General features: G+C 42.3%; 20 protein-coding genes. 1 reads left to right on the top strand and 19 read right to left on the bottom strand.

The features are described from left to right. Positions 1-71 precede the first annotated feature (71 nt). On the top strand, positions 72-755 hold the full coding sequence (locus tag ACZ47Z_RS04390; RefSeq protein ID WP_054753799.1) for a hypothetical protein: 684 nt from the start codon (positions 72-74) through the stop codon (positions 753-755). Positions 756-818: 63 nt separating this feature from the next. Here ACZ47Z_RS04390 and ACZ47Z_RS04385 read toward each other — a convergent pair whose 3' ends face one another. The 19 genes from ACZ47Z_RS04385 to ACZ47Z_RS04295 all read right to left on the bottom strand — a co-directional run bounded on the left by ACZ47Z_RS04385 (position 819) and on the right by ACZ47Z_RS04295 (position 23,699). Next, positions 819-2,636 carry an ABC transporter ATP-binding protein gene (locus ACZ47Z_RS04385; RefSeq protein WP_464525907.1) on the bottom strand — a complete coding sequence of 606 codons (1,818 nt, stop codon included), beginning with the start codon at positions 2,634-2,636 and terminating at the stop codon, positions 819-821. Beyond that, positions 2,629-4,953, bottom strand: a complete 2,325-nt coding sequence (locus ACZ47Z_RS04380) for an ABC transporter ATP-binding protein (RefSeq protein ID WP_464525906.1) — start codon at positions 4,951-4,953, stop codon at positions 2,629-2,631. The genes ACZ47Z_RS04385 and ACZ47Z_RS04380 overlap by 8 nt, the downstream gene beginning before the upstream one ends. A gap of 131 nt (positions 4,954-5,084) precedes the next feature. After that, on the bottom strand, positions 5,085-5,513 hold the full coding sequence (locus ACZ47Z_RS04375) for a MarR family winged helix-turn-helix transcriptional regulator (RefSeq protein WP_227156503.1): 429 nt from the start codon (positions 5,511-5,513) through the stop codon (positions 5,085-5,087). 282 nt (positions 5,514-5,795) lie between these two features. Next, a complete protein-coding gene (locus tag ACZ47Z_RS04370; protein WP_117916916.1) occupies positions 5,796-6,467 on the bottom strand; it encodes an ABC-2 transporter permease in 672 nt (223 codons plus the stop codon). Next, the gene (locus ACZ47Z_RS04365) at positions 6,467-7,315 is read right to left on the bottom strand and encodes an ABC transporter ATP-binding protein (RefSeq protein WP_055157950.1); all 849 of its coding nucleotides are present in this window, start codon (positions 7,313-7,315) and stop codon (positions 6,467-6,469) included. Before ACZ47Z_RS04365 ends, ACZ47Z_RS04370 begins: the two co-directional genes overlap by 1 nt. 2 nt (positions 7,316-7,317) lie before the next feature. Beyond that, positions 7,318-7,692 (bottom strand): GntR family transcriptional regulator, encoded by a 375-nt coding sequence (locus ACZ47Z_RS04360; RefSeq protein ID WP_020435879.1) that lies wholly within the window; start codon positions 7,690-7,692, stop codon positions 7,318-7,320. A gap of 253 nt (positions 7,693-7,945) precedes the next feature. Beyond that, positions 7,946-9,310, bottom strand: coding sequence for a DNA repair protein RadA (gene radA / locus ACZ47Z_RS04355; RefSeq protein ID WP_015529359.1), 1,365 nt, complete (start codon positions 9,308-9,310; stop codon positions 7,946-7,948). A 135-nt stretch (positions 9,311-9,445) separates the two neighbouring features. After that, positions 9,446-9,859, bottom strand: a complete 414-nt coding sequence (locus tag ACZ47Z_RS04350; RefSeq protein WP_015529358.1) for a hypothetical protein — start codon at positions 9,857-9,859, stop codon at positions 9,446-9,448. 103 nt (positions 9,860-9,962) lie between these two features. Next, positions 9,963-12,407 carry an ATP-dependent Clp protease ATP-binding subunit gene (locus ACZ47Z_RS04345; RefSeq protein ID WP_464525905.1) on the bottom strand — a complete coding sequence of 815 codons (2,445 nt, stop codon included), beginning with the start codon at positions 12,405-12,407 and terminating at the stop codon, positions 9,963-9,965. Positions 12,408-12,439: 32 nt separating this feature from the next. Further along, positions 12,440-12,823 carry a GntR family transcriptional regulator gene (locus ACZ47Z_RS04340; RefSeq protein ID WP_464525904.1) on the bottom strand — a complete coding sequence of 128 codons (384 nt, stop codon included), beginning with the start codon at positions 12,821-12,823 and terminating at the stop codon, positions 12,440-12,442. A 331-nt stretch (positions 12,824-13,154) separates the two neighbouring features. Further along, positions 13,155-14,474 (bottom strand): sensor histidine kinase, encoded by a 1,320-nt coding sequence (locus tag ACZ47Z_RS04335; protein WP_055166663.1) that lies wholly within the window; start codon positions 14,472-14,474, stop codon positions 13,155-13,157. Positions 14,475-14,498: 24 nt separating this feature from the next. After that, entirely contained in the window at positions 14,499-15,173 is a 675-nt protein-coding gene (locus ACZ47Z_RS04330) for a winged helix-turn-helix domain-containing protein (protein ID WP_015529355.1), read from the bottom strand. Between the two features lie 16 nt (positions 15,174-15,189). Continuing rightward, positions 15,190-15,852: a phosphate signaling complex protein PhoU gene (phoU, locus tag ACZ47Z_RS04325; protein WP_054753787.1), complete on the bottom strand. Its 663-nt coding sequence runs from the start codon at positions 15,850-15,852 to the stop codon at positions 15,190-15,192. A 3-nt stretch (positions 15,853-15,855) separates the two neighbouring features. Beyond that, entirely contained in the window at positions 15,856-16,626 is a 771-nt protein-coding gene (gene pstB / locus ACZ47Z_RS04320) for a phosphate ABC transporter ATP-binding protein PstB (RefSeq protein ID WP_015529353.1), read from the bottom strand. Positions 16,627-16,712: 86 nt separating this feature from the next. Continuing rightward, on the bottom strand, positions 16,713-17,582 hold the full coding sequence (pstA, locus tag ACZ47Z_RS04315) for a phosphate ABC transporter permease PstA (RefSeq protein ID WP_015529352.1): 870 nt from the start codon (positions 17,580-17,582) through the stop codon (positions 16,713-16,715). Between the two features lie 14 nt (positions 17,583-17,596). Then, on the bottom strand, positions 17,597-18,496 hold the full coding sequence (gene pstC, locus ACZ47Z_RS04310) for a phosphate ABC transporter permease subunit PstC (protein ID WP_020435884.1): 900 nt from the start codon (positions 18,494-18,496) through the stop codon (positions 17,597-17,599). 237 nt (positions 18,497-18,733) lie between these two features. Then, positions 18,734-19,648 (bottom strand): phosphate ABC transporter substrate-binding protein, encoded by a 915-nt coding sequence (locus ACZ47Z_RS04305; RefSeq protein WP_054753785.1) that lies wholly within the window; start codon positions 19,646-19,648, stop codon positions 18,734-18,736. Positions 19,649-20,074: 426 nt separating this feature from the next. Then, positions 20,075-20,557, bottom strand: coding sequence for a VanZ family protein (locus tag ACZ47Z_RS04300; protein WP_227165507.1), 483 nt, complete (start codon positions 20,555-20,557; stop codon positions 20,075-20,077). A gap of 94 nt (positions 20,558-20,651) precedes the next feature. Next, positions 20,652-23,699, bottom strand: coding sequence for a fucose pyrophosphorylase domain-containing protein (locus tag ACZ47Z_RS04295; protein WP_464525903.1), 3,048 nt, complete (start codon positions 23,697-23,699; stop codon positions 20,652-20,654). Positions 23,700-23,887 lie beyond the last annotated feature (188 nt).

Genomic DNA, 23,887 nt, shown 5'->3' with positions numbered 1-23,887 from the left:
CAGCCTGCTTGTATAATATACTCATTTCATGTTAAGATAGTATCAGCTTTATATTATGAAAGGATTTTCTCATGCCTGGTTTTATTTTACATTTAACTGCAGCCCAGATGCTGCGAAGCCATCTTCACGAGTACCCTGATTTTCCTTATCCGATTCAATCTGTAAATGATTTTCTGATTGGGAATCTTCTACCGGATGCAACAGACCAAAAAGAGGTTTCACATTTCCGTAACCCTGTTTATCGTGATAAGATGATGGTATTTCCGGATTTAACACGTTTTACTGCTAAATATGACTCTCTTCTTTCTGATTCCAGTGTTTTGGGCTACTATTTTCATTTATATATCGACCGTCGGTTTTTCAAGGATTTTATTCCGGAGATTGTTGATTTTTATGATGAAACCGGACAGATTACAGATATAAAAGAAGAGATTGCGACCGTTTATATCAGAAATTTTCAGACTTATATCCCTTTTGAAAAGTATCTTACTGAGGAATATTATTACGGTGACTATACAAAGATGAATACTTATCTTGTAAATCGTTATCAGATTCCACTCGATCTGAACGCACAGATAATAAATCCAGGGATTAATGAAATTCAGTATGGAAATGTACAGCAAGTCCTGGATTCATTGCATGGATATCTCAGTGTTACCGAAGATGCTGTAAATGATCTTAAGGTATTTCCACTTGATAAGCTTCTTGCTTCACTTGAACAATATACGATTGAATTTTTAGCTAATCCTTTATAGAAAAAAACTCTATTATCCCTGCCATATTCTAATCTGGAAGAGATAATAGAGTTTCTTATTATTTTACGCGATCTCTGTCGTACTTTCGAACTGAGAATTATACAGATCTGCATAGAAACCGCCTCTTGCAAGAAGTTCCTCGTGATTTCCCTGTTCGATGATATCCCCGTCTTTCATAACAAGGATCAGATCTGCATCACGGATCGTTGATAATCTGTGGGCAATAACAAAGCTTGTTCTTCCCTTCATCAGATTGTCCATTGCTTTCTGGATCATTTCTTCTGTACGGGTATCAACGGAACTTGTCGCCTCGTCGAGAATCAGGATCTTCGGATCTGCAAGGATTGCCCTTGCGATTGTGAGGAGCTGTTTCTGTCCCTGGGATACATTACTTGCTTCTTCATTCAGTTCCATATTGTATCCACCCGGAAGTGTCTGGATGAAACGATGCACATGTGCCGCCTTCGCTGCCTGAATCACTTCTTCCTCTGTCGCATTCAGTTTTCCGTAACGGATATTGTCACTGATCGTACCATGGAACAGCCAGGTATCCTGCAGAACCATTCCGAACATTTCACGGAGTTCACTTCTATTGAAGTCCCGGGCATCGTGTCCGTCAATCTTGATCGAACCTCCATTCACATCATAGAAACGCATGAGCAATTTGATCATTGTTGTCTTTCCGGCTCCTGTCGGACCAACAATTGCGATCTTCTGGCCTTCTTTCACATCCGCTGAGAAGTCATTGATGATGATCTTATCTTCATTGTATCCAAAACGTACATGCTCAAATTCAACATTTCCCTGAAGATTCTCTACAGAAACCGGATTCTCTACTGTCTGATCTTCTTCCGGTCCTTCCAGGAACTCGAAGACACGCTCTGATGCTGCAGCTGTTGACTGAAGCATATTCGCCACCTGTGCGATCTGCTGCAATGGCTGTGTAAAGTTACGTACATACTGAATAAAGGACTGGATATCTCCAACCTCGATCACATCCTTAATTGTCAGATATCCCCCAAGGATTGCCACTGCCACGTAACCCAAGTTTCCTACAAACTGCATTACAGGCATCATCAAACCGGAAAAGAACTGGGATTTCCATGCGGAATCATACAGCTTATCATTTGTTTCATTGAATACTTCAATTACTTCCTCTTCTTTATTAAATGCCTTGATGATGTTATGACCACCATAGATTTCTTCTACCTGTCCATTCACATTTCCAAGGTATGTCTGCTGCCCTACGAAATATTTCTGTGAATGTTTCATTACGAATCCGATCAATCCGGCAGAAAGCGGAAGAATCAAAACTGCAATCACTGTCATCAGCGGGCTGATTGACAACATCATGATAAATACACCTATCAGAGTTGTAACCGATGTGATCATCTGAGTCGCACTCTGGTTCAGGCTCTGTCCAAGTGTGTCAACATCATTTGTCACACGGGAAAGCACTTCACCTACCGGCTTTGTGTCAAAATAGCTCATCGGCATGCGGTTGATCTTCTCGGAGATTTCTCTTCTCAAACGGTAGGTTGTCTTCTGAGACACCCCCGTCATCAAATATCCCTGCACAAAACTGCAGATTGCGCTGATCACATACAGGCAAAGAACAGTCAGCAGAATCTGTCCGATTTTACCGAAATTCATTCCGTCTCCACCGGAAACTTTACTTACAAGTCCATTGAAAATCTCCGTCGTTGCTTTTCCTAAAATCTTCGGTCCGACAATATTGAATATCGTTCCACAGATAGCAAACACGGCTACGAAAAATACCTGTACTTTGTAAATTGCCATGTAGCGGATCAGTTTCTTCATTGTTCCTTTGAAGTCTTTTGCTTTTTCATTCGGTCTTCGACCGCCATGCATTCTAGCCATGAATCTGATCCTCCTTTCCATCTGTCTGCTCATTTAACGCTGCTTCTAACTCTTTCCTGGACAGCTGGGATTCTGCGATTTCACGGTATACCGGACAGTTCTTGAGAAGCTCCGCATGAGTTCCCTTACCTGCCACTTTGCCTTCGTCCAATACTATGATTTGCTCTGCATGCAGGATCGTGCTGATTCTCTGTGCAACGATCAGCACCGTACTTCCGCTTGTCTTTTCAGCCAGCGCACGGCGGAGTGTTACATCCGTCTTATAGTCAAGGGCAGAAAAACTGTCGTCAAAAATAAATACCTGCGGGTGCTTTGCGATTGCTCTTGCAATAGAAAGTCTCTGCTTCTGTCCACCGGATACATTCGAACCTCCCTGTGAGATCGGGCTCTTATATTTCTCCGGTTTTGTGTCAATAAATTCTGTTGCCTGTGCAATCTCTGCCGCCTCGATCATCTCATCATCGCTTCCATGTGAATTACCAAACATGATATTAGATGCGATATCTCCCGAGAACAGAACTCCCTTCTGCGGAACATATCCAAGCTTCTCACGAAGTTCCTGCTGTTTCACTTCACGGATATCTACACCATCCAGCGTAATATCTCCGGATGTCACATCATAGAAACGTGGAATCAGATTTACCAGCGTAGACTTACCACTTCCGGTACTTCCAATGATTGCTGTTGTCTCACCAGGTTTTGCCGTAAATGTAATATCTTCCAGAACATCTTCATCTGCACCTGGATAACGGAAAGATACATGATCGAAAGTAAGTACTCCTTTTCCGTCTTCTGGGAAATGTTTTTCTTGCTTTGGATCGTGGATCATCGTCTCACTCTTCAATACTTCCTCAACACGGTCTGCTGCCACAGCTGCTCTTGGAAGCATAATTGAAATCATACAAAGCATTAAGAATCCCATAATGATCTGCATCGTATATTGGATAAATGCCATCATATCTCCAACCTGCATCTGTCCATCACTGATTCCATGTGCTCCTGTCCATACGATCAGAACAGATACACCGTTCATGACTAACATCATCACCGGCATCATAAATGTCATTGCACGATTGACGAAAAGGTTCGTCTTTGTCAGAGTGCGGTTTGCATCATCAAATCTCTCTTCCTCATGCTTCTCTGTGCTGAAGGCACGGATAACCGGAAGTCCTGTCAGAATCTCTCTTGTTACAAGGTTCAACTTGTCAACAAGATTCTGCAGCACTTTGAACTTTGGCATAACAACAAGGAACAGCAACAAAACTACAAATGCAATGATAATAACTGCAAGTCCGATGATCCAGGACATGGATACATTCGTCTTCATAACCTGCAGCACTCCACCGATTGCAAGGATTGGCGCATACAGAACCATACGAAGCAGCATAACGATCAGCATCTGAATCTGCTGGATATCATTCGTACTTCTCGTGATCAAAGATGCTGTTGAGAAGTGATTGAACTCGTTGTTTGAAAATCCAACAACCTTATGGAATACTCCACTTCTCAGATCACGTCCTGCACTTGCTCCAACTCTTGATGCCAGAAATGCAACCATAATACTTGCTACCATTCCAAGAAGAGCAAGTGCAGCCATCTGACCTCCTGTTTTTAACAGATAATGAATCTGTGTCTGATCCATGTCCATTCCAAGGTCTTTATATGCACTCCTGCAGAAGCTCACTGATGCCTGATCAAGAATTGTATCCGGCATCTCTGACATCTGCTCTTCGATCTTCTCAACCATTGTTGCTCTCTGCTCAGCCGGAAGCATTTTCAGAAGATCAAACATAGACATGTCATCCAGTGACACTGCCTGGGATTCCGCCTGGGATTCACCTTCCGGCATTGTCCGGTCTGCCCCTTGTGGCATGCTCTGCGCCATTCCCTGGGACATCTGCTCTTTCAGCTTGTCTTCCATCTGTTTTGTTGTATCACTTCCGGACTCGATTCCGGATGTCATCATCATTGGAATCTGAAGAATATCTTTCAGATTCTCCATCGTATTTTCCTCTTCAGCAACAGAATCTTTCAAGACATAAGCTTCTTTTTTATAAGAAGTATTATCTTCTGTATATGCATCCATCACCGTCTGTTGATCGTCTTCCGATACAAACAAAAGCAATTTTTCCATTTCTTCTATTGCAATCTGTCTCGGTACTTCATCTTCAATACCGCCCTGCTGGATTCCTACATTTACAATATCTGATGTATAGGCCGGCAAGGACAGATCACAATACGCCTGCACAACCAGAATCAGCACGATCGCAATCATGGCTTTCCAGTACGATGCAGCGTATTTGAATAAGTTCTTCATAATCTGCGTATTTCCTTTCCTGGTAATTCTCTGTTACTGTTCGCAATATGTGTAAGCAACAACAACTCTCTTCAAGTTACACAATTTATCACTAACCGCTGATTCTCAGCGACAGTAATCTACTTCATTCACTACTCCACATTCTCTATAATCTGCAGGAGCAGCCGGCGAAAAAGCATCTTCTCTTCCACGCTCATTCCTTCAAACACTTTTTCTTCCAGTTTCTCAGCTGTCTTGATCACATAAGCAATGCTGTCTCTCCCTTTCTGTGCAAGAGTCAGGCGCATCACTCTCTGGTCCTGTTCATCGGCTTTTCTTGTAATGTAACCTTCCTGTTCCATCTTCTTGATCATCGATGTAATTGACGGCGGCGTTACATTCAGGCGCTTCGCAAGTTCTTTCTGAGACATGGAATCTTCCTGATGAAGGGCAAATAAGATCCCTGACTGGGCTCTGTTCAAATCGTATTCTGCATACAATTCCTGTGCTCTCTTTCCGATCAGGCGCATACTCTGTCCCATCAATCCAAGTAATGGGGCATCTTCTTTATGACACTTCACGTTCTTTTCCCTCCTTGATCTATTGATACATTCTACAAAAAAATTCTGACTATCCCTTTTTCCACAGAATGAATAGTGAAAATTAGTTAGTTAATTAACTAAATGAAAATATAGTACTTTTCACAAAGTAAGTCAATATTATTTCTATTTTTTCACATTTTCTTAATACTTTTTGCACACAAACAAGTTAGATAGTTAATTAAATTCAATATATAAAAATGATGAAACCAAATGGCTGACACCATCTGATTTCATCACTCCATCTTAAAAAGTGAACAATAACTAAAACTCTTTCTTTTTCATGACTCTCATACTGTAAATATAAGAAATGAACCATACAAGCAGACTCAGCACGATAAGTGCAATCGCAATTTCAAAATCACCTATCCCTTCTATCATATACAAAATACTTTCTTTTAATCCCAGGTTATCCATCACAAAAGAGCCAATTGCATAACAAATTGCAAAAACAATTAAAATTGCAATTGGTAGCACTAATCGTCCTTTCTCTCCTTCAAACCTTAACCGAATTGCAATCGTAATTCCCGCAATTGCCTGAAATACAAAGATTGTGATCAACTCCATTGCCAGCGTTTCCGGATCAAACACTTCTTCTGGCTTTATGAGTACAGTGATTCCTGCACAGATTACTCCAATACACCATCCACACGCTGTCATAATAAAGGAAAAAATATATTTTTCTCTAACATATACTTTTCTATTTACAGGTAAAGAAAATAAATACATATATCCATGATTGTTTTCATCATAACTAATTGTATTCCCCGCATATACTGCTATAACAGATGGGATATAGATTGCAATAAAAGTAGCTGTCTTCTTTTCCGTCAGCGTAAAAAATAACGCCACAAACGCTAACACAAAAAAAAGATTGCCACCTTGCCGAAAAAACAACCGAAAATCCTTTTCCAAAAGTCCTCTGATTCCTTTCATCACATCCCGCCTCCTGTCAACATCAGAATCACCTGATCGAGTGATCCGCTTTCCACTACAATTTCCGGATAATTTTCTGTATAATACTGCTTCTCATTTGTCAGACAGGCAATTCCGAAATTTTCTTTTCTCTCTTTCAGGATATAGTTTTTATCTAAAGCCTGATACTGTTCCTCGCTGACTTTCAACATGGCATACTTTTCAAGAATTCTATCCATCTCTTCATGAAGTACGATCTTTCCTTTATGAATCACATAAATATCATCACACAGATGCTCTAAGTCTGAAGATATATGTGAACTGATCAGGATACTTCTCTCCGGTTCTTCTTCCATATATGTTCTCAAAATATCCAGCATCCCTTCTCTTGCTCCGACATCAAGACCGGCTGTCGGCTCATCCAGCATCAGAAAATCTGCCTGATGCGTCAATGCAATGATCAGATTCAGCTTTGCTTTCATTCCGGTTGAATACTCTTTTAAGAATTTATCCAGTGGAATCTGATATCTTTCACACATCTGAAGAAATTTTTCTTCTTCAAACTTTGGATACAGTTTGGCAAGAACTGCCTTAACATCTTTTCCTTTTAAATATCCGCTGAATCCTGCTTCTGCCAGGACTACTCCTATCTGTTCTTTCTCTTTCTCGCTTAACTCTTGCGGTGTTTTTCCAAGAATCTTTATCTCGCCACCATCATAGGAAATGAGTCCGAGTACTGCCTTGAACACAGTGCTCTTACCGGCTCCGTTCTCTCCGACCAGACCTGTGATTCTTCCTTTTTCTACATTTAGCGAACAGTCTAACTGAAATTCGCCGTAGCTTTTCTTTACCCCTTTGATATCTAACATAATTATTCGTCCTCCATGATGAGTTCAAACAAGGAGCGGATCTCTTCCTCTTTCATTCCGCAGCGTCTTCCTTTCTGAATCGCCGCTTCCAGATCCGCCTCAACTTCTTTCCTGCGCTCTTCTTCCATCAACTGTGTATTCGAAGCTGCAACATAAGTTCCTTTTCCATGAACCGTGACCGTCATGCCCTCCGCTTCCAGATTGTCATATGCCTTCTTTACGGTAAGTGCACTGATCTTCAGTTCCTTTGCCATCGTTCTCACTGACGGCAGTATATCATTTTCTTTTAATTCTCCGGAGATGATCTGCGCCTTGATCTGCTCCATGATCTGTTCATAGATCGGTACCATCGATGAATTATTGATTATAATCTTCATAAGCAACCTCCTGTTGTAAACAGTATATAACAGTGTATCACTGTTGTCAACTGTTATATACTGTTTGTTTTTTTATTTTTTAGAGCAATGGTTTATTATATTACTCCGTTATCCATTATTTTTCAGCATGTTGTAAACTAAAATGCGTCCTAAGATATAAAAAGAAGTTTCTAACATAAAATTTTCATCTTATATCAGAAACTTCTTTCTTCATTTGCTCTATTTCATTATAACCTTGCAATGTTTCTTATTACTAAAAAATCGCCACAGCCTCATTCACACTCTTCACACCCAGCAGCTTGATTCCCTTAACATCCTTCACCGTTTTCATGCACACTTCCGGAAGGATACACGTCTCGAATCCAAGCTTCTTCGCCTCAGCCACACGCTGCTCCGGCATATTCACCGCACGTACCTCACCACTCAGACCAACCTCACCGAACACGATCGTTTTTTCATCGATCGGACGATTCCGGTAACTTGACACGAGTGCCATCACGATTCCGAGATCGATTGCCGGCTCATTCATCTTGATTCCGCCCGCAATATTTACATAGGCATCGCAATTTCCAAGATTCATACCAAGTCGTTTTTCAAGTACTGCCATCAGAAGATTCACCCTGTTATAATCTGTTCCTGCTGCAGTTCTTCTCGGCATACCAAAGTTCGTTCTTGCAACTAGTGCCTGAATCTCCAGAAGAATTGGGCGTGTTCCCTCCATCGAACAGGCTACAACTGAACCGGATGCATTCTCCGGTTTTCCACTCAGCATATATTCGGATGGATTCTCTACTTCTACAAGTCCATTCTGTCTCATCTCAAAGACACCGATCTCATTCGTAGAGCCAAAACGATTCTTCACAGCTCTGAGGATTCGGTAAGATGCATGACGATCTCCTTCAAAATAAAGTACCGTATCCACCATATGTTCCAGCACACGCGGACCAGCCACGGTTCCTTCTTTTGTCACATGGCCAACAATGAAGATTGGGATACATAGTCCCTTCGCCAGCTGCATAAATACATTCGTAGACTCACGGACCTGGGAGACACTTCCCGGTGCGGAATTCACATCTTCACTGTACATCGTCTGGATGGAATCAATGATCACAAGCTCCGGCTTCTCTTTCTCGATCACGCTGCGGATAATCCCAAGATTCGTCTCACACAAAAGCAACAGATTCTGGCTAAATTCACCCATACGGTTTGCACGAAGCTTGATCTGAGTCTGAGACTCTTCACCTGAAATATATAAAATCTTCTGCTGCTTCGCCATCCTCTGGCAGACTTGCAAGAGCAAAGTTGATTTTCCAATTCCCGGATCTCCTCCTACCAGAACGAGTGACCCCGGCACGATCCCACCACCAAGAACCCTGTCTAATTCTTTAATTCCAGTCTTATTCCTTGTATCATCATCCGCGGAAACTTCTGTGATTGGGACCACTTTCGCTTCATTCACCGCTCTGGCTGCTACAGTCGTTCCTTTCGTGATGCCACTGTCAATTCTCTCCTCGACAAATGTATTCCATTCCTTACACATTGGACACTGACCAAGCCACTTCGCTTCCTCATGCCCACAATTCTGACAGAAGTAAACTGTTTTCTTTCCTTTTGCCATTCATAATTTCCTTTCTGTTCGAAGCAAGCGTAATACAGCTTGCCAGGTTTATAGATTAGAAAAGGGAAAGGCGCATCTTGCAATTCCTTTCCCTCTGTTTTTACACTACTCTTGTTTCTATCCGAATCTGACTGATTAGCATTTGACAACTTTGATTGCAGCACTCTGATCTGCGTTAAGTTCAACACTTACACTTAATTTTCCGCTTAAGTTTGTTCCCATCTTACCTGCAGACTCTCCGGCGATAAATACTTCATATTCGCTCTCTGGCTCAAGTTCCAATGTAAACTGTACGTCTTCCGGTGCGGAAACTGTGAACTCAACTTCTGTTTCTGTCTCTTTGAAGTTCTCTACTGTACTTCCCGGAACAGACTCATAAACGAACATTCCATTTTTCTCCAGCTTTGTAATCTCCGCAAATGTCTTTACTTTATAAAGATCTCCTTTAAATTCAAATCCGTCCTTCTTTGTCTTGGATGCAAGAGTGTAATCTCCAAAGCTTAATGTTCCGTCGTTCTCTGCACGCAATAATTCTTTCACTGTTGCCATTTTTAATTTCCTCCTGGGTATATATATGTTCCTATTATATACTACTTAAAATAGTTTTTCTATAGATTTTATTTATTCTTCACATTTACAATTCGATGTGATTTTAAGATTCTGTCTTCACAAAATGAATTCCCTTTTTGGATGCTCCTGCTGCCACATGATCCCCTTCTTGAATCTCTCCGTTCAGGATCGCATCTGCCAGCTTATCCTCCAGTTCTGTCTGCAATGCACGGCGCAGTGGTCTTGCTCCGTACTTCGCATCCGTTCCTTTCTCCACAATGAGAGCCTTCGCAGATTCACGCAGTTTCAGATGAATATTCATCTGTGATTCCAGACGTTTAGTAAACTGATTGCATAACAAAGAAACGATTTTCTTCATCTCTTCTTTGCCGAGTGAATGGAATACAATAATCTCATCAATTCGATTCAGGAATTCCGGACGGAAGATCTGCTTCACTTCATCCATCACATTCTGCTTCATCTTCTTATAATCACTGGCCGGATCTTCTTTTGTCGCAAATCCTAGCTTCTTCGGTTCAACAATTGCTTTCGCACCTGCATTTGATGTCATAATAATTACAGTATTAGAAAAGTCAACCTTTCTCCCCTGAGAATCTGTAATATGCCCATCATCCAGCACCTGAAGAAGTACATTGAATACATCCGGATGTGCTTTCTCAATCTCATCAAACAGAATCACGGAATATGGATGTGTACGCACCTGGTCACTGAGTTGTCCACCTTCTTCATGACCGACATATCCCGGAGGAGATCCGATCATCTTGGAAACGGAATGTTTCTCCATATATTCTGACATATCAACACGGATCATTGCATCTTCTTTCCCAAATAATGCTTCTGCCAGTGCTTTTGATAATTCTGTCTTACCAACACCGGTTGGTCCCAGGAACAGGAAGGAACCGATCGGGCGCTTCGGATCTTTCAGTCCGACTCTTCCTCTCTTCACGGCTCTTGCAACTGCGCCGACAGCCTCGTCCTGTCCGATCACTCTCTTCTGAAGGACATGCTCCAGATTCTTCAGACGCTGGGCATCACTCTCTGCGAGCTTACTCACCGGTACTTTTGTCCAAGCAGACACCACTTCTGCAACCGCATCTACAGTTACCGGTGGGTTGACCTTCGCCTGTTTCTTCTCAAAGCGTTTCTTCACTGAGTCTAATTTCTTCTGCACTGCATCCTGTTCTTTCTGAATCAGGGACGCTTCTGCAAAATCTCCCCGTTCAATGCTCTCTTCCTTCTGCGAAGCAAGTTCTTTCACTGCCTGTTCTAACTGCTTCAGATTCTCTGGAACCTCATATCCCTTCAGACTCACCTTTGAGCATGCTTCATCTAAAACATCAATCGCCTTATCCGGAAGATTCCGGTCTGTGATGTAACGCTCTGACAGCTGTACTGCTGACTCCAGTGCCTGTTCTTCGATCACAACTTTATGATGCGCTTCGTATTTCTCTTTCAGACCTTTTAAGATCTCAATACACTGATCCTGTGTCGGCTCTTCAATCGTCACCGGTTGGAATCTTCGCTCAAGTGCTGCATCTTTCTCAATGTACTTCCGATATTCCGCAATCGTAGTTGCACCGATCAGCTGCATCTCTCCTCTCGCCAGTGAAGGTTTCAGAATGTTGGATGCATCAATCGCTCCTTCTGCGCCTCCGGCACCGATCATCGTATGGATCTCATCAAGGAACAGAATCACATTTCCACAGGCCTCTACTTCTGAGATCAGGCCTTTCATACGCTCTTCAAACTCACCACGGTACTTTGAACCAGCGATCAGTCCCGGAAGATCCAGACTGTAAATCTTCTTATCTTTCATCTTCTCCGGAACCACACCGGATGCGATTCTCTGTGCTAAACCTTCAATAATTGCTGTCTTACCAACCCCCGGTTCTCCAACCAGACATGGGTTGTTCTTTGTTCTTCGGCTTAAAATCTCCATCAGACGGTAAATTTCCTGGTTTCTTCCCACAACCGGATCCATTTTTCCTTCTGCCGCACGTTCTGTCAGATCTGTACAGTACTGCTCCATCATCGCACCGCTTCCGCGATTATCCTCCTGAAGTTCTTCCTGATAGATCTTCGGATCGATCCCTGCTGCATTCATAATGCTCTGGAATAATTTCTGAAGATTCACATTCAATGTGATCAGAATCTTTGCTGCCACACAATCCACATCACGTATCATCGCAAGAAGGAGATGTTCTGTTCCGATTTCCGTTGTACGGAGTCTTTTACACTCCTTCGCGCTGTTCTCTAACAGATACTGGAGTCTCGGACTCTCTTCTAACCTCTTTCCTTTCGCTGCCGGATGTTCTTCTGCCGGAGTGATCAGCTCATCCATCAGCTTCAGAATCTTCTCCGACTCTACTCCACTGTTCGCAAGTACCTGTCCTGCCACTCCTGTATATTCTTCTCTCAATGCCAGAAGCAAATGTTCTGTTCCGATATACGGATGCTTCATCTCTCTGGCAGCTCTAGCCGCATACTTAAGCGCATGCTGCGCCGACTTTGTATATGAAATCTGCATATATATCTCCCTTATGTCTTTCTACTTCTCTGCTACCGGTTCTCGTGCAGCTCATACTCGTCAAATATCTCATCTACCAGCCCATGAACCTCCTGCCGTGAGATATTCTTGCAACGCCCTCGCGCAAGTACGATCCTTAACTGCTCTTTCATCACTTCGAGCTGCTGAAGTTTATCTACATCAACTGCGATCACTGCACCTCTGCGTTTATCCAGACTAATATATCCTTCCTGCTTCAACACATGATACGCTTTGTTCACAGTATGCATATTCACTCCAACCGTATCTGCAAGCTGTCTGACAGATGGGAGTGAATCCCCTTCCTGAATATCTGACATAGCAATACCAAGAATGATCTGGTTACACAATTGAATGTAAATCGCCTCATCACTGTTGAAATCAACTTCTATCAGCATACGCGTAGCCCCTTTCTCTTTCGTGTAAAACAGATCTCCTGCTGTCTTCTGTAAAATCGTTACTGCTCACACGATGTGCGACCAGCAACGCATCTCGCCATTTTAAATCGCCTTTGGCGATGGGGCGAGATGCATTCAAGTCAAAACACGCATCCTCCGTGTCAATCAGCGAAGTGATTGACACGGGAGTGAACAGTAACGTAAAATCAGCCGCAGGGGATATTTTCCACTTGTTATATCTATCCTAGCACAACCTCTTGTTTGATTCAAGCAAAAACGCAGAAGAAAAGGAAGGTTTTCTTCCTCTTCTCCTGCGTAAAACAGCACTATTTTATTTCTCAGGAAATATAATCTCCATTCTTGTTCCTTTTCCGTACTCACTATCCACCTGAACTTTTGCCCCATGCAGAATTGCTCCATGCTTCACGATCGACAGTCCAAGTCCTGTTCCACCCCGTTCTTTCGAATGGCTCTTATCAACTCTGTAGAATCGTTCAAAGATTCTATCCTGATGTTCTTTTGGAATTCCGATTCCTGTATCACTCACGCGGACTTTCGGTCCTTCCAGTGTATTTCCTACCCAAATGGTTACATTTCCATTTTCTTTATTATACTTTACAGCATTTTCTGTAATATTATAGATCATTTCATCCAGAATCTGACGGATTCCATGTATTTTCACAGATTCTCCTGTCAGTTCCATATGAATATTCCGCTGAGCCGCAGTAAGAGAAAGACGACTGACAATTTCTCTCGTCAGTTCAAATAAATCTACATCTTCTTTCTCAAGCTCAACAGATTCGTCATCTAGCTTTGATATTTTAATAATATCTTCAATCAATGTCAAAAGCCGACGTGCCTCCTTATAAATTGTCTCAGAAAATCTCGGAATATCCTCCGGACGCACGAGTCCATTCATCATGATCTCTGCGTATCCGGAAATCGAAGTGAGCGGAGTTTTCAGCTCATGGGATACATTTGCAGAGAATTCTTTACGCATATTGGCCACAGCTTCTTTTTCTTTATTCTGCTTATCCATAGCTTTCAAAAGCGGGGTCATCTCCTCATATACAACATTATCCAATGGGTTTTCCAAATCCAGATGAATTACAGGTTCCATCAGTCTGTTTGTCTGCCATTTTGCAAGAAACCAGGCAAGTACAAGTCCAATGATTCCAATCCCTATAACCACCGGCAAAATATTTAATGAAGTCCACATCAGACTATCCATTGATTTTGAAACACGGAGAACGTTCCCATCATCCAGAAGAACCGCATAATAATACAATTCTTTGCTTACGGTATCTGACATACGGATCTTCTCGCCTGTTCCATTCTTCAAAGCCTGCTGTACTTCGGCTCTGGTCTTATGATTCTCCATCGTACTTCCATCATTTCTGGAATCATACAGAACATCTCCCGTAGATGCGATCAGCGTCACTCGCGTTCCCTGATCCACATCATCCAGCTGTGCAAGATACTCTGTTCCTGACAGATCGACTGCCCGTTTGATATACGCTGCTTCCTGTTTGATCTCACCCTCAAGGATCTTCAGGTTCCGCTGATACACAACAACAGACATGATCAGATATATCGGAACTAAAATTGCAATCAGTATAAACATCATGCTTTTCTGAATTCGTTTTCTCACTTTCTCATATCCTCCAGACTTGTATTACGCTTCTCCACCGATCCGATATCCAACACCACGAACTGTCTTGACCAGACTGCCCTGCTCACCTAACTTCTGGCGGAGTGTCCGGATATGAACATCAACCGTTCTCGTCTCTCCATCAAAATCATATCCCCAGATCTCTGTCAGTAGCTGGTCTCTTGTCAGCACGATTCCCTGATTGCGCATCAATTTCTCAAGAAGTTCAAATTCCTTCAATGTCAGCACAACTTGCTCGCCATCTACTTTTACTTCATGTTTCTTCGTATCTAAGCTGATTCCTCCAACAGAAAGTTTCGTCTTATCCTGTTGCTTTCCACTTCTGCGAAGCACTGCTTTGATTCTGGAAATCAGCTCCATCATACCAAATGGTTTCGTCACATAATCATCCGCGCCGGAATCCAATCCCACTACCTTATCATACTCTGACCCCTTCGCTGTCACCATGATCACAGGGATATCCTTTGTCTTTGATGAATTTTTCAGTTTCTTAAGAATCTCGAGTCCATCTTCCCCTGGAAGCATAATATCAAGCAAAACAAGCTCTGGCGTGTCAAACGCCAAAGCCTCCATAAATGCCGTCCCGTCTGCAAATCCTCTGGCTTCCAGTCCGGTTGTCTCCAGAGTGTAGATTACAAGTTCGCGAATGTTATCGTCATCTTCTACACAAAAAATCATATATTTCTTTCTCCTTCTAATGCATTACAGCACTATCCTTATGCACTCCGGTAATTGCAAATTCTACCCACTCGGCAATATTTGTCGCATGGTCTCCGATTCGCTCAAGATACTTTGTAACCATGATAAAATCAAAGAGTTTTCTTCCATCACGGCCATCAGCCTCACGGATCAGCTGGATGATCTGATCCCGGATCTCATCAAAATAATCATCAATCTCATCATCATCATTCATGACTGTACGTGCAAGCTCCAAATCTTTCTCAACATATGCTGTTACACTGTTGCGAACCATCTTGCTTACGCCTGTTGCCATCGCTGTCAGCTTGTCAAGATTCTCATCCATCTTCTCCCACTTGGATGAAATGATGATCTCTGCGATATCAGAAGTCTGATCTCCGATTCGCTCCATATCTGTGATCATCTTAAGTGCTGCTGAGATTCTTCTGAGGTCTCTTGCGACCGGCTGCTGCTGGAGCAGAAGCTTCAGACAAAGTCTCTCGATATCTTTTTCAATCTGATCGATCTCTTCATCTTCTTTGATCACAACCTGAGCCTGTTCCGTGTTACCTTCCTTTAATGCCTGAGTTACCTTTGCAATTGCTGTTTCACACAACTCACCCATATGTGTAAGCTGTGTATCCAAAAGATGCAGCTGCATATCATATCTGTTACGCATAAATCAACCAAACCTCCCTGTGATGTAATCCTCAGTTCTCTTATCCTCAGGAATGGAGAACAATTTCTCAGTGTCATTATATTCAATCACTTCTCCTAAGAGGAAAAATGCTGTGTTATCCGATACACGGACAGCTTGCTGCATATTATGCGTTACCATAACGATAGTATAATCTTTTTTCAGTTCCATCGCAAGGTCTTCAATCTTAGATGTTGAGATTGGATCCAGTGCGGATGTCGGCTCATCCATCAGAATTACTTCCGGCTCAACTGCCAGTGTTCTTGCGATACAAAGTCTCTGCTGCTGTCCACCGGAAAGTCCGAGCGCACTTTTATTCAGACGGTCTTTGAGTTCATCCCAAATCGCTGCCTGACGAAGGCTTCGCTCAACGATCTCATCCAGCTGAGATTTTTTCTTGATTCCGGCAATTCTCGGTCCGTAAGCCACATTGTCATACACACTCTTTGGAAATGGATTTGGCTGCTGAAATACCATTCCAACACGATGACGCAGTGTGATCTCGTCCATTTCCTTGAAAATGTCCTTACCGTCGAGCAGAACATTTCCATCAATCTTACAATTTTCCACCAGATCATTCATACGGTTCAGTGTCTTCAGAAATGTAGATTTTCCACATCCGGAAGGTCCGATAAATGCAGTGATCTTATTCGCCTCGATCTTCATATTCACATCTTTGAGTGCATGGAAGTCTCCATAATGAAGATTCAGATGGCTGATATCAAATTTATAATCATTTGCTTTTTTTGCTTCCATTTTTATTAATTATCCTTTCTACATGCCAGTCAACGAAATGATTGACATAGAAATTATCAGTTGGCTTCCTCTTTCATTTTCTGTCTTTAGTTTCCTGAATTCTTCTTATTAATGTGTCGGCTCAATGCATTTGCGCCAATGCTGAACAGCAGAACAAGAATCATCAGGATTGCTGCTGACAGGTTTGCAAGATTCGGATCCTGTCCATTGATCTGAAGTCCCCAGATCTGCAATGACAATGTCTCTGCCGGACGGAAAATATTCAGCGGGCAGGTTGGGGATGTCAGATTCCAGTTGTTCCAGCGCAGATCTGTTCCTGATCCTGTTGTATACAGAAGTGCTGCCGCCTCACCAAATCCTCTTCCTGCTGCCAGGATGACACCTGTCATGATTCTTGGGATACACGCCGGGATCAACACATGATAAATGGACTGCCATCTTGTTGCTCCAAGTCCAAGACTTGCCTGCAGGTAATGTCCCGGCAGACCATTGATCGCGTCCTCTGTCGTTGTTGTGATAACTGGGATCGCCAGAATAGAAACTGATAATGCTCCCGCGAGAAGACTCTTTCCAAGTCCGAAAAACACAAGAAATACCAGATATCCAAACAATCCAACAACAATGGACGGAAGCGAAGAAAGTGTCTCAATACAGATTCTTAGAAATTTTGTAAGAAATCCTTTCTTCGCATACATTGCCAGATAGATTCCGGCTGTCACTCCAAGCGGAATGGAGAATAACAACGAAATAAATACTAGATAAATTGTATTGAACAACTGGTTTCCGATGCTTCCTTTTCTTGCAAAGGCAAACATCTCCGGTGTTGCTCCTGTAAATCCTTTAATAATTACATAAGATGCAAATCCAATCAATAATGTAAAGAAGAACACTGCGATCAGATAAAACACGCCGGTCATTATTTGATTTATTCCACGCGCACGTTGTACTCGATTCATCTATTTGCTCCCCCTTACTCTTTGTCTTTCTTCGGTCTTGAGAAATAATGGATCAGCAGGATGAATAACAGAGACAATAAGAACAATAACAATGCCATTGTCCAGAGTGCTGTCTTCATCTCACCGCCCTCCGTTGCATTTCCCATCTGTGCTGCGATTTCTGTAGTCAAACTCTTTGTTGTGGAGAATAATCCCTTTGGAAGAGCTGTTGTCTGTCCAATTACCATTGCAACCGCAAGTGCCTCACCGAATGCTCTCGCAAGTCCGAGAATAATTCCTGAAAGAATTCCTGAACCTGCTGCCGGAATGACAACTTTATAAATGGACTGCCATCTTGTAGAACCCAGTCCGTAGGCTGCCATACGGTAATCTTTTGGCACAGAATGAATGGAATCTGCTGCTACATTACTGATGGTTGGGAAGATCATCAGTGCCAAAACAATCCCTGCCGCAAGAACTGAATGTCCAACCTGTAAATGAAATACTTTCTTAATTGCCGGAATTAGAACTGTAAGTCCAACCCATCCATAAACAACTGATGGAATTCCTGCGAAAATTTCAACGATTGGTCTGTAAAACTTTTCTCCGAATTTCGGCGCGATCTCAATCATAAAGATTGCAGAACCTACTGCAAATGGAGTCGCAATCAGAAGTGCCAGACCACATGTACATAGAGAACCCACAATAAAGATCAATGCTCCGACAGTTCCACCACCCTGTGCATTATCTTCCGGGTTCCAGTCTGTCGATCCTAAGAATTCAAATATGGAATGACCAAATATCGTAAATGTACCGGATCCCTTATATATAAGAAAGGCTCCGATACAGATTGTGATGGCAATAACAAGCAAACCGCCTGCTGTCATCAGTCCTCTCCATGCATACTCTTTTGTAAACATGTTTTGTTTCTTCATATTTTCACCTTTTATCAGTGAAATGTACTGCTGTTCTGAATTTTCTCGGAACACACAGTACATTTCATAGCTTTTCACTTTATGCTATTAGGTTACTGTTCACACGATGTGCGACCAGCAACGCATCTCGCCATTTTAAATCGCCTTTGGCGATGGGGCGAGATGCATTCAAGCCAAAACATGCATCCTCCGTGTCAATCAGCGAAGTGATTGACACGGGAGTGAACAGTAACACTATTAATGCTCTGTTACAGTCATCTTAGATGCAACACCATAACCAAGTTTCTCCATCTGAGCGCCATATTCATCACCTGTAATATAATCAAGGAATGCTTTTGTCACTTCATTTGGTTCACCCTTTGTGTACATATGCTCGAATGTCCATACAGGATATTTTCCGCTGTAAGTATTCTCAAGTGTTGGCTCAACATCATCAATTGCTACTGTCTCAACACCTGCATCTCCTGTCAGATAAGAAAGTGCTACATAACCGATTGCTCCGTTTGTACTCTTTACATTTGTAAGAAGAACTCCGGAATCATCTGTTTCCATGGATGTGTTAGAAGCTTCTTCGTTTCCGTCCAGTGCATATTTCTGGAATGTTGCTCTTGTTCCTGAAGACTCAGGACGTGTTACAAGAACGATATCCTCATCCGGTCCTCCAACATCTTTCCAGTTTGTTGTCTTTCCTGTGAAGATGGAGATCAACTGCTCTTTTGTAAGACTCTTAACACCTGCTTCTGCAACATCTTTGTTTACGATCGGTGCCATAGTTACAACACATACCTGATGATCTACAAGCTCTTTTGCTGCTGTCTCATCCAGTTTATCTTCTGCTGCCACATCAGAGTTACCGATATCTACAGTTCCTTCTGATACCTGCTTCAGTCCTTCTCCTGAACCGCCTGCATCAATTGTGATAGATACATCCGGATGATCATTTAGAAACGAATCTGCTGCATCATCAGCAAGTGGTTTCAGTGCTGATGAACCGGCTGCTGTGATTGTTCCGCTTAATGAGCTGTCACTGCTCTCTGTATTTGTATCTGCTGCATTATCTGAAGTTTCGTTTGATGAACTTCCACATCCAACTGCCATTGTTGCTGTCATACCTGCTACTGTAAGTAATGCAATAAACTTTTTCATTTTCATGTCAATTATCTCCTTTACATTTCATACACATTTCTAATCCCACTGCATTTTCTTTTTTTTATTTTCTGCAGTCATTTATGCTTCCCTCAAGCACAGTACATATGTTACGTAAGAAATGTAAAGTCTGAAATCAACCAAATGTTAAGTTTATGTAAAACAACAACGGGTGTTTTTCGGATTTGTGCAGATCCTAAACGGAGTATTTTTTGTATATCAGGAAAATACTTTCCTGATATACAAAAAAGAGAGGCCTCTCAACCTCTCTCACAAATCATCTCTTTATCTGAAGCAAACACATAAGGACTACGCCCAGAATCAGACCACCGAGAAAACAGACAATATATCCAAGAACCACCTTTCGATTTCCCCTTTCACCGCTTGTCTTCCTGATGTCATTATATGAAGCTTTCTGCGAAAATATTCCTTCTAATCTTCAAGTGTTCCCCTTGCCCAACGAATCAGCCATAGAATACTCCAGGTCAGCAACACTCCCATGATCACACCGACAATATTGATTCCTGCTTCATCCCACTGACAGTGTCTTCCTACGATCAGAACCTTGTGTGCCTCATCTGCAATTGCCAGGATCGTACAAAGTCCGAATACCGCACACGCCGCTTTCCAGGCTTTCATCACATTCTTCATTGCCAGAACCAATAATCCTGATTCTATGAAATAAACGATAAAGTGTGCCCATTTTCTCAGATACATATGCACATAATCCACACTGTCCTGTGGAAAAAAGTGCTGTTGGATCCATTCTGCCATCGGCAGACTGGTTGCCGCTGTCTGTGGTCCATTCTGGCTTGACAAAACCAGAAGAAGGATCAGCCAAATGATTGCCGGCAAAAATGAGATCATCGTCAATTTCCTGTTCTTCGCTCTATTCGTTTTCTTATTGCTCTTCAAAAATCTACTCCTAACTGATATACTGCTTTCTTTTTCGCTCATTATACCATGTAGAAATTCTTTGTCAAATTTCATTTCTTGTCTTACTTATACGTTAAACAAGTAATTCGCAATCCCATACATCTACGCCACTGTCCTGGAACACGCCATGCAGACGTTCATGCAGCTGCTCCTTTGTCACATCTTTCTTTAGAATCACCTGAATGAATCCGCCTCCACCGGCTCCTGATATAAACTTCCCATCGATCAGGTCTTCACATACAAGAAGGATCTGATCTATACAGGTATTGGTTGTACCGGCATCCAACATACAGGACAATTTCCAATGTTGGTTTAAAAGCTCAGCAAATTCGTCAATATCTCCCTGCTCCAGTGCAAAACGCATTAACACGGCGACTGCCTTCATCTCCTTTAATGCCTTCAATGATTCTGGTCTGCTTCCGATATAGCCACCAACCACATCACGCAGCAAATTTCTTGCGAGACGCCTCTGACCAGTATAAATCAATGCGAAACGTTCTTTCAGTTCTTTCTTTCCCTCTTCCGGCATTTCTATCTTCTCTACAACAAGATTCTGAGCAATCCCCGGTTTTGTTGAGATCAGTTTAATTCCTTCTGTCAGTCCGCCAACCTGATCCTGCCATCCTCCTCCGGTACTCATGATCTGCTCCATACCAAGGACAACATCATAGATCTCTGCATCTGTACGCTCCTGACCAAGAAATTCAAAGATTCCCTTTACGCACGCTCCTGATAAGATACTGCTTGTTCCAAGTCCTGATCCTTTCGGTACTCCATAAACCTGGGTAGAAAGATAGATTCCTCCTCCCATCCGCTTTAAAATCTCCTGAAGATCTGCTTCTTCCCTGACCGGGATAATTCCACAGGCGATCAAAGCTGCTTTATGCAGTGCAAATGAATCATATGGATTATGACAATCCTGGATCTCAGCTGCACTGTCTACAGTTGTATAGACTCCGATATCCTTACTTTCAAATTCCACATGAAGCTCATCTAATCTCTTCACCGTGATCTGTACCGGATAAATTCCTCTTAATTTCATTGCAGCATTAAGAACTACTCCACCCTTTTCATTACAATGTGGTGGTGTATCCGTCCAGCCTCCGCCCCAGTTCACGCGAACCGGAAGGGCGATATCAACCTGATCTTTTACAATTCTATATCCTGCACTATCCGGAAGTTTCTTCTCTGCTTCTTCATAAATTACCTCCTGGATTGTTCCAAAACAGTCATTCTCAAGTGCATCATAATGCAGATCATCATAAATCGTTCTTGTCTTTTTCATATAACAGGAGACTGCATGATAGATTCGAATCTTCAATGAGAAATCTGCTTCTGCCGCATCTTCCATCAGTAACTTAAAGATTTCTTTCGATATTCCACGCTTTCCAAATATCTTGAGTGCATCCGCATAATACATTCCCTGCTCCAGTTTTCTGATGAAACACCTTGCAAGAATACGGTTTTCAAGAAACCTCTCCTGATCACAGGATGCCTCAATATCTGCTGCATTAAAACTGGAATAGAGGCTCAAACGTTCAGTCTCACGCCATCTGGAAATCTCTTCTTTTGTTGCAGTACCATGTGCCATCTTGTAAATGATTTCAGCCATATCAAGTGCATCTTCCCAGTCATCACACACCGGGTAAAGATCTGCAAACCACAGATAGGTCTCTTCTCCTTTCCAGAGTTCTTCTTTCGTCACTTTATTCTGAGCCATAAACTGATTCAATGTCGTGCCGAGAAATGAAACCTCTCCCGGATATTTTCCTTTCGGATTATCTGGTACACCATAAATCCTAATTACTTTTTTCCCACCTGTCAGTTCAATTCCGTGCATAACAATCTGTTCTGGAATCTTCCGGTCCATAATGCGCACATGGGAAAGAACGGTTCCGTCGCCGACCTCAGAATTACCAAGAATATAACAATTCTCCAGATATGCTTCTTTTCCTATCTTTGCACGGCTTCCTACATAAGCATTATGCGCTGCAAATCCTTCTTTTTGCACCGCTGAATTCACCTGCATCTTCCAATCCAGGAACTCGTAATCCTGCACATTTTTTGTTACAAGGCTTCTCAATTCCCTTGTTGTCCCGAAATGAATAAATTCCGCCGGTGACAGACACAACAGCTTCATTGAGAAATGATGGATCGCATTCCAGATCTGTGTCCTGCATTCATGCAGTGCCTCATTGAGCTGTCCTTCTGCTGCCTCTTTATAGAAATCTTCTAATGTAGAATCATTTGCAAGCGGATATAAAAAGTCTCCATAAAAGCTGATCCTTGCTTCTTCATTACAAAACTGACGGAATTTCTTCTCGTCTACTTTGCCCTCTGTTGAAATCAGACGGAACAGTGCCTGCAACAGTGCGCTGCCAAACAATACCGCACCTGTATCAAGATCTACATTTCCTGCTTTATTAACAGCTCCCATCTCTCGCAGACGCTCTTCTGTCTGTTTATGAAGAAAACACTTTACATAATCATGTCCGTCATTCAGAAATACGCCATGATTCTTTCCTGTAGCTACCGGCTCTTTAATGGAAATTGCTGCCGCTCCGTCAAACTGCGCATCAATCTGAAGTGGATTAAACAGAAGCAATACATCACCTGACAAAACAAGCATTCCTTCCTGAATCCTGGATGGAACCCCTGACATCCCTACAATAAACTCATCAAACAAAGTGGAACTTCTTCCATCCGGCAATTCTCTTGGAACCGGTGAGAAAAGCTTGCCGATTGCAGAATACTGCGGCACTCTCTTGCTGTCACCACCTGAATGAATCACAAGAATTCTACGATTCTTAAAAGGATTCTCTCTCTCCGGTTCCTGTTCTGCAATATAACGCATCACCTGAAATGTAGCTCCTCCTGATCCCACACGTTTTCCCTCCGGATCCGGAAGAACCGCATACGTTGTCTCTTCCGGAAGAAGACCTTTTTCCAGACGGTTCTCGATCTGATTCCGATAAGCCGTTGCCTGTGCTTCATTTGATGCTGTCAATATAATATAATCCCATTTGATAAAGCTTTTTTTCTTTAAACTTCTTTCATAATCTTCCCAGGAATCCAGATAGGACTGACGCAGGAAGAGATTATTCATCTTCTCGTATTTCATTTCTTACCCCTTATCTACCTTTTTCTTATCTTAGTTAAACGTTCAAATAACATCCAATGCTAGGATAACACACATTTTATAAAATTGAAAGTAATTGCAACCCGAGTAGATGTTTTTCTATATCAGAACAGTAACCAGAACATGACTTTTTCATATACAAAAAAGAGCTGTAAAAAACGAGATTATCC

Source organism: Mediterraneibacter faecis (assembly GCF_055383675.1).
The sequence above is the reverse complement of the archived record's forward strand: the minus strand, read 5'-3'. Positions and strand labels throughout refer to the sequence as shown.

Bases quoted from the DNA above. Each gene is read 5' to 3' on its own strand.
- ACZ47Z_RS04390 (WP_054753799.1), top strand. From the start codon at position 72: ATGCCTGGTTTTATTTTACATTTAACTGCAGCCCAGATGCTGCGAAGC.
- ACZ47Z_RS04385 (WP_464525907.1), bottom strand. From the start codon at position 2,636: ATGGCTAGAATGCATGGCGGTCGAAGACCGAATGAAAAAGCAAAAGAC.
- ACZ47Z_RS04380 (WP_464525906.1), bottom strand. From the start codon at position 4,953: ATGAAGAACTTATTCAAATACGCTGCATCGTACTGGAAAGCCATGATT.
- ACZ47Z_RS04370 (WP_117916916.1), bottom strand. From the start codon at position 6,467: ATGAAAGGAATCAGAGGACTTTTGGAAAAGGATTTTCGGTTGTTTTTT.
- ACZ47Z_RS04365 (WP_055157950.1), bottom strand. From the start codon at position 7,315: ATGTTAGATATCAAAGGGGTAAAGAAAAGCTACGGCGAATTTCAGTTA.
- ACZ47Z_RS04360 (WP_020435879.1), bottom strand. From the start codon at position 7,692: ATGAAGATTATAATCAATAATTCATCGATGGTACCGATCTATGAACAG.
- radA (WP_015529359.1), bottom strand. From the start codon at position 9,310: ATGGCAAAAGGAAAGAAAACAGTTTACTTCTGTCAGAATTGTGGGCAT.
- ACZ47Z_RS04350 (WP_015529358.1), bottom strand. From the start codon at position 9,859: ATGGCAACAGTGAAAGAATTATTGCGTGCAGAGAACGACGGAACATTA.
- ACZ47Z_RS04345 (WP_464525905.1), bottom strand. From the start codon at position 12,407: ATGCAGATTTCATATACAAAGTCGGCGCAGCATGCGCTTAAGTATGCG.
- ACZ47Z_RS04340 (WP_464525904.1), bottom strand. From the start codon at position 12,823: ATGCTGATAGAAGTTGATTTCAACAGTGATGAGGCGATTTACATTCAA.
- ACZ47Z_RS04330 (WP_015529355.1), bottom strand. From the start codon at position 15,173: ATGATTTTTTGTGTAGAAGATGACGATAACATTCGCGAACTTGTAATC.
- phoU (WP_054753787.1), bottom strand. From the start codon at position 15,852: ATGCGTAACAGATATGATATGCAGCTGCATCTTTTGGATACACAGCTT.
- pstB (WP_015529353.1), bottom strand. From the start codon at position 16,626: ATGGAAGCAAAAAAAGCAAATGATTATAAATTTGATATCAGCCATCTG.
- pstA (WP_015529352.1), bottom strand. From the start codon at position 17,582: ATGAATCGAGTACAACGTGCGCGTGGAATAAATCAAATAATGACCGGC.
- pstC (WP_020435884.1), bottom strand. From the start codon at position 18,496: ATGAAGAAACAAAACATGTTTACAAAAGAGTATGCATGGAGAGGACTG.
- ACZ47Z_RS04305 (WP_054753785.1), bottom strand. From the start codon at position 19,648: ATGAAAATGAAAAAGTTTATTGCATTACTTACAGTAGCAGGTATGACA.
- ACZ47Z_RS04295 (WP_464525903.1), bottom strand. From the start codon at position 23,699: ATGAAATACGAGAAGATGAATAATCTCTTCCTGCGTCAGTCCTATCTG.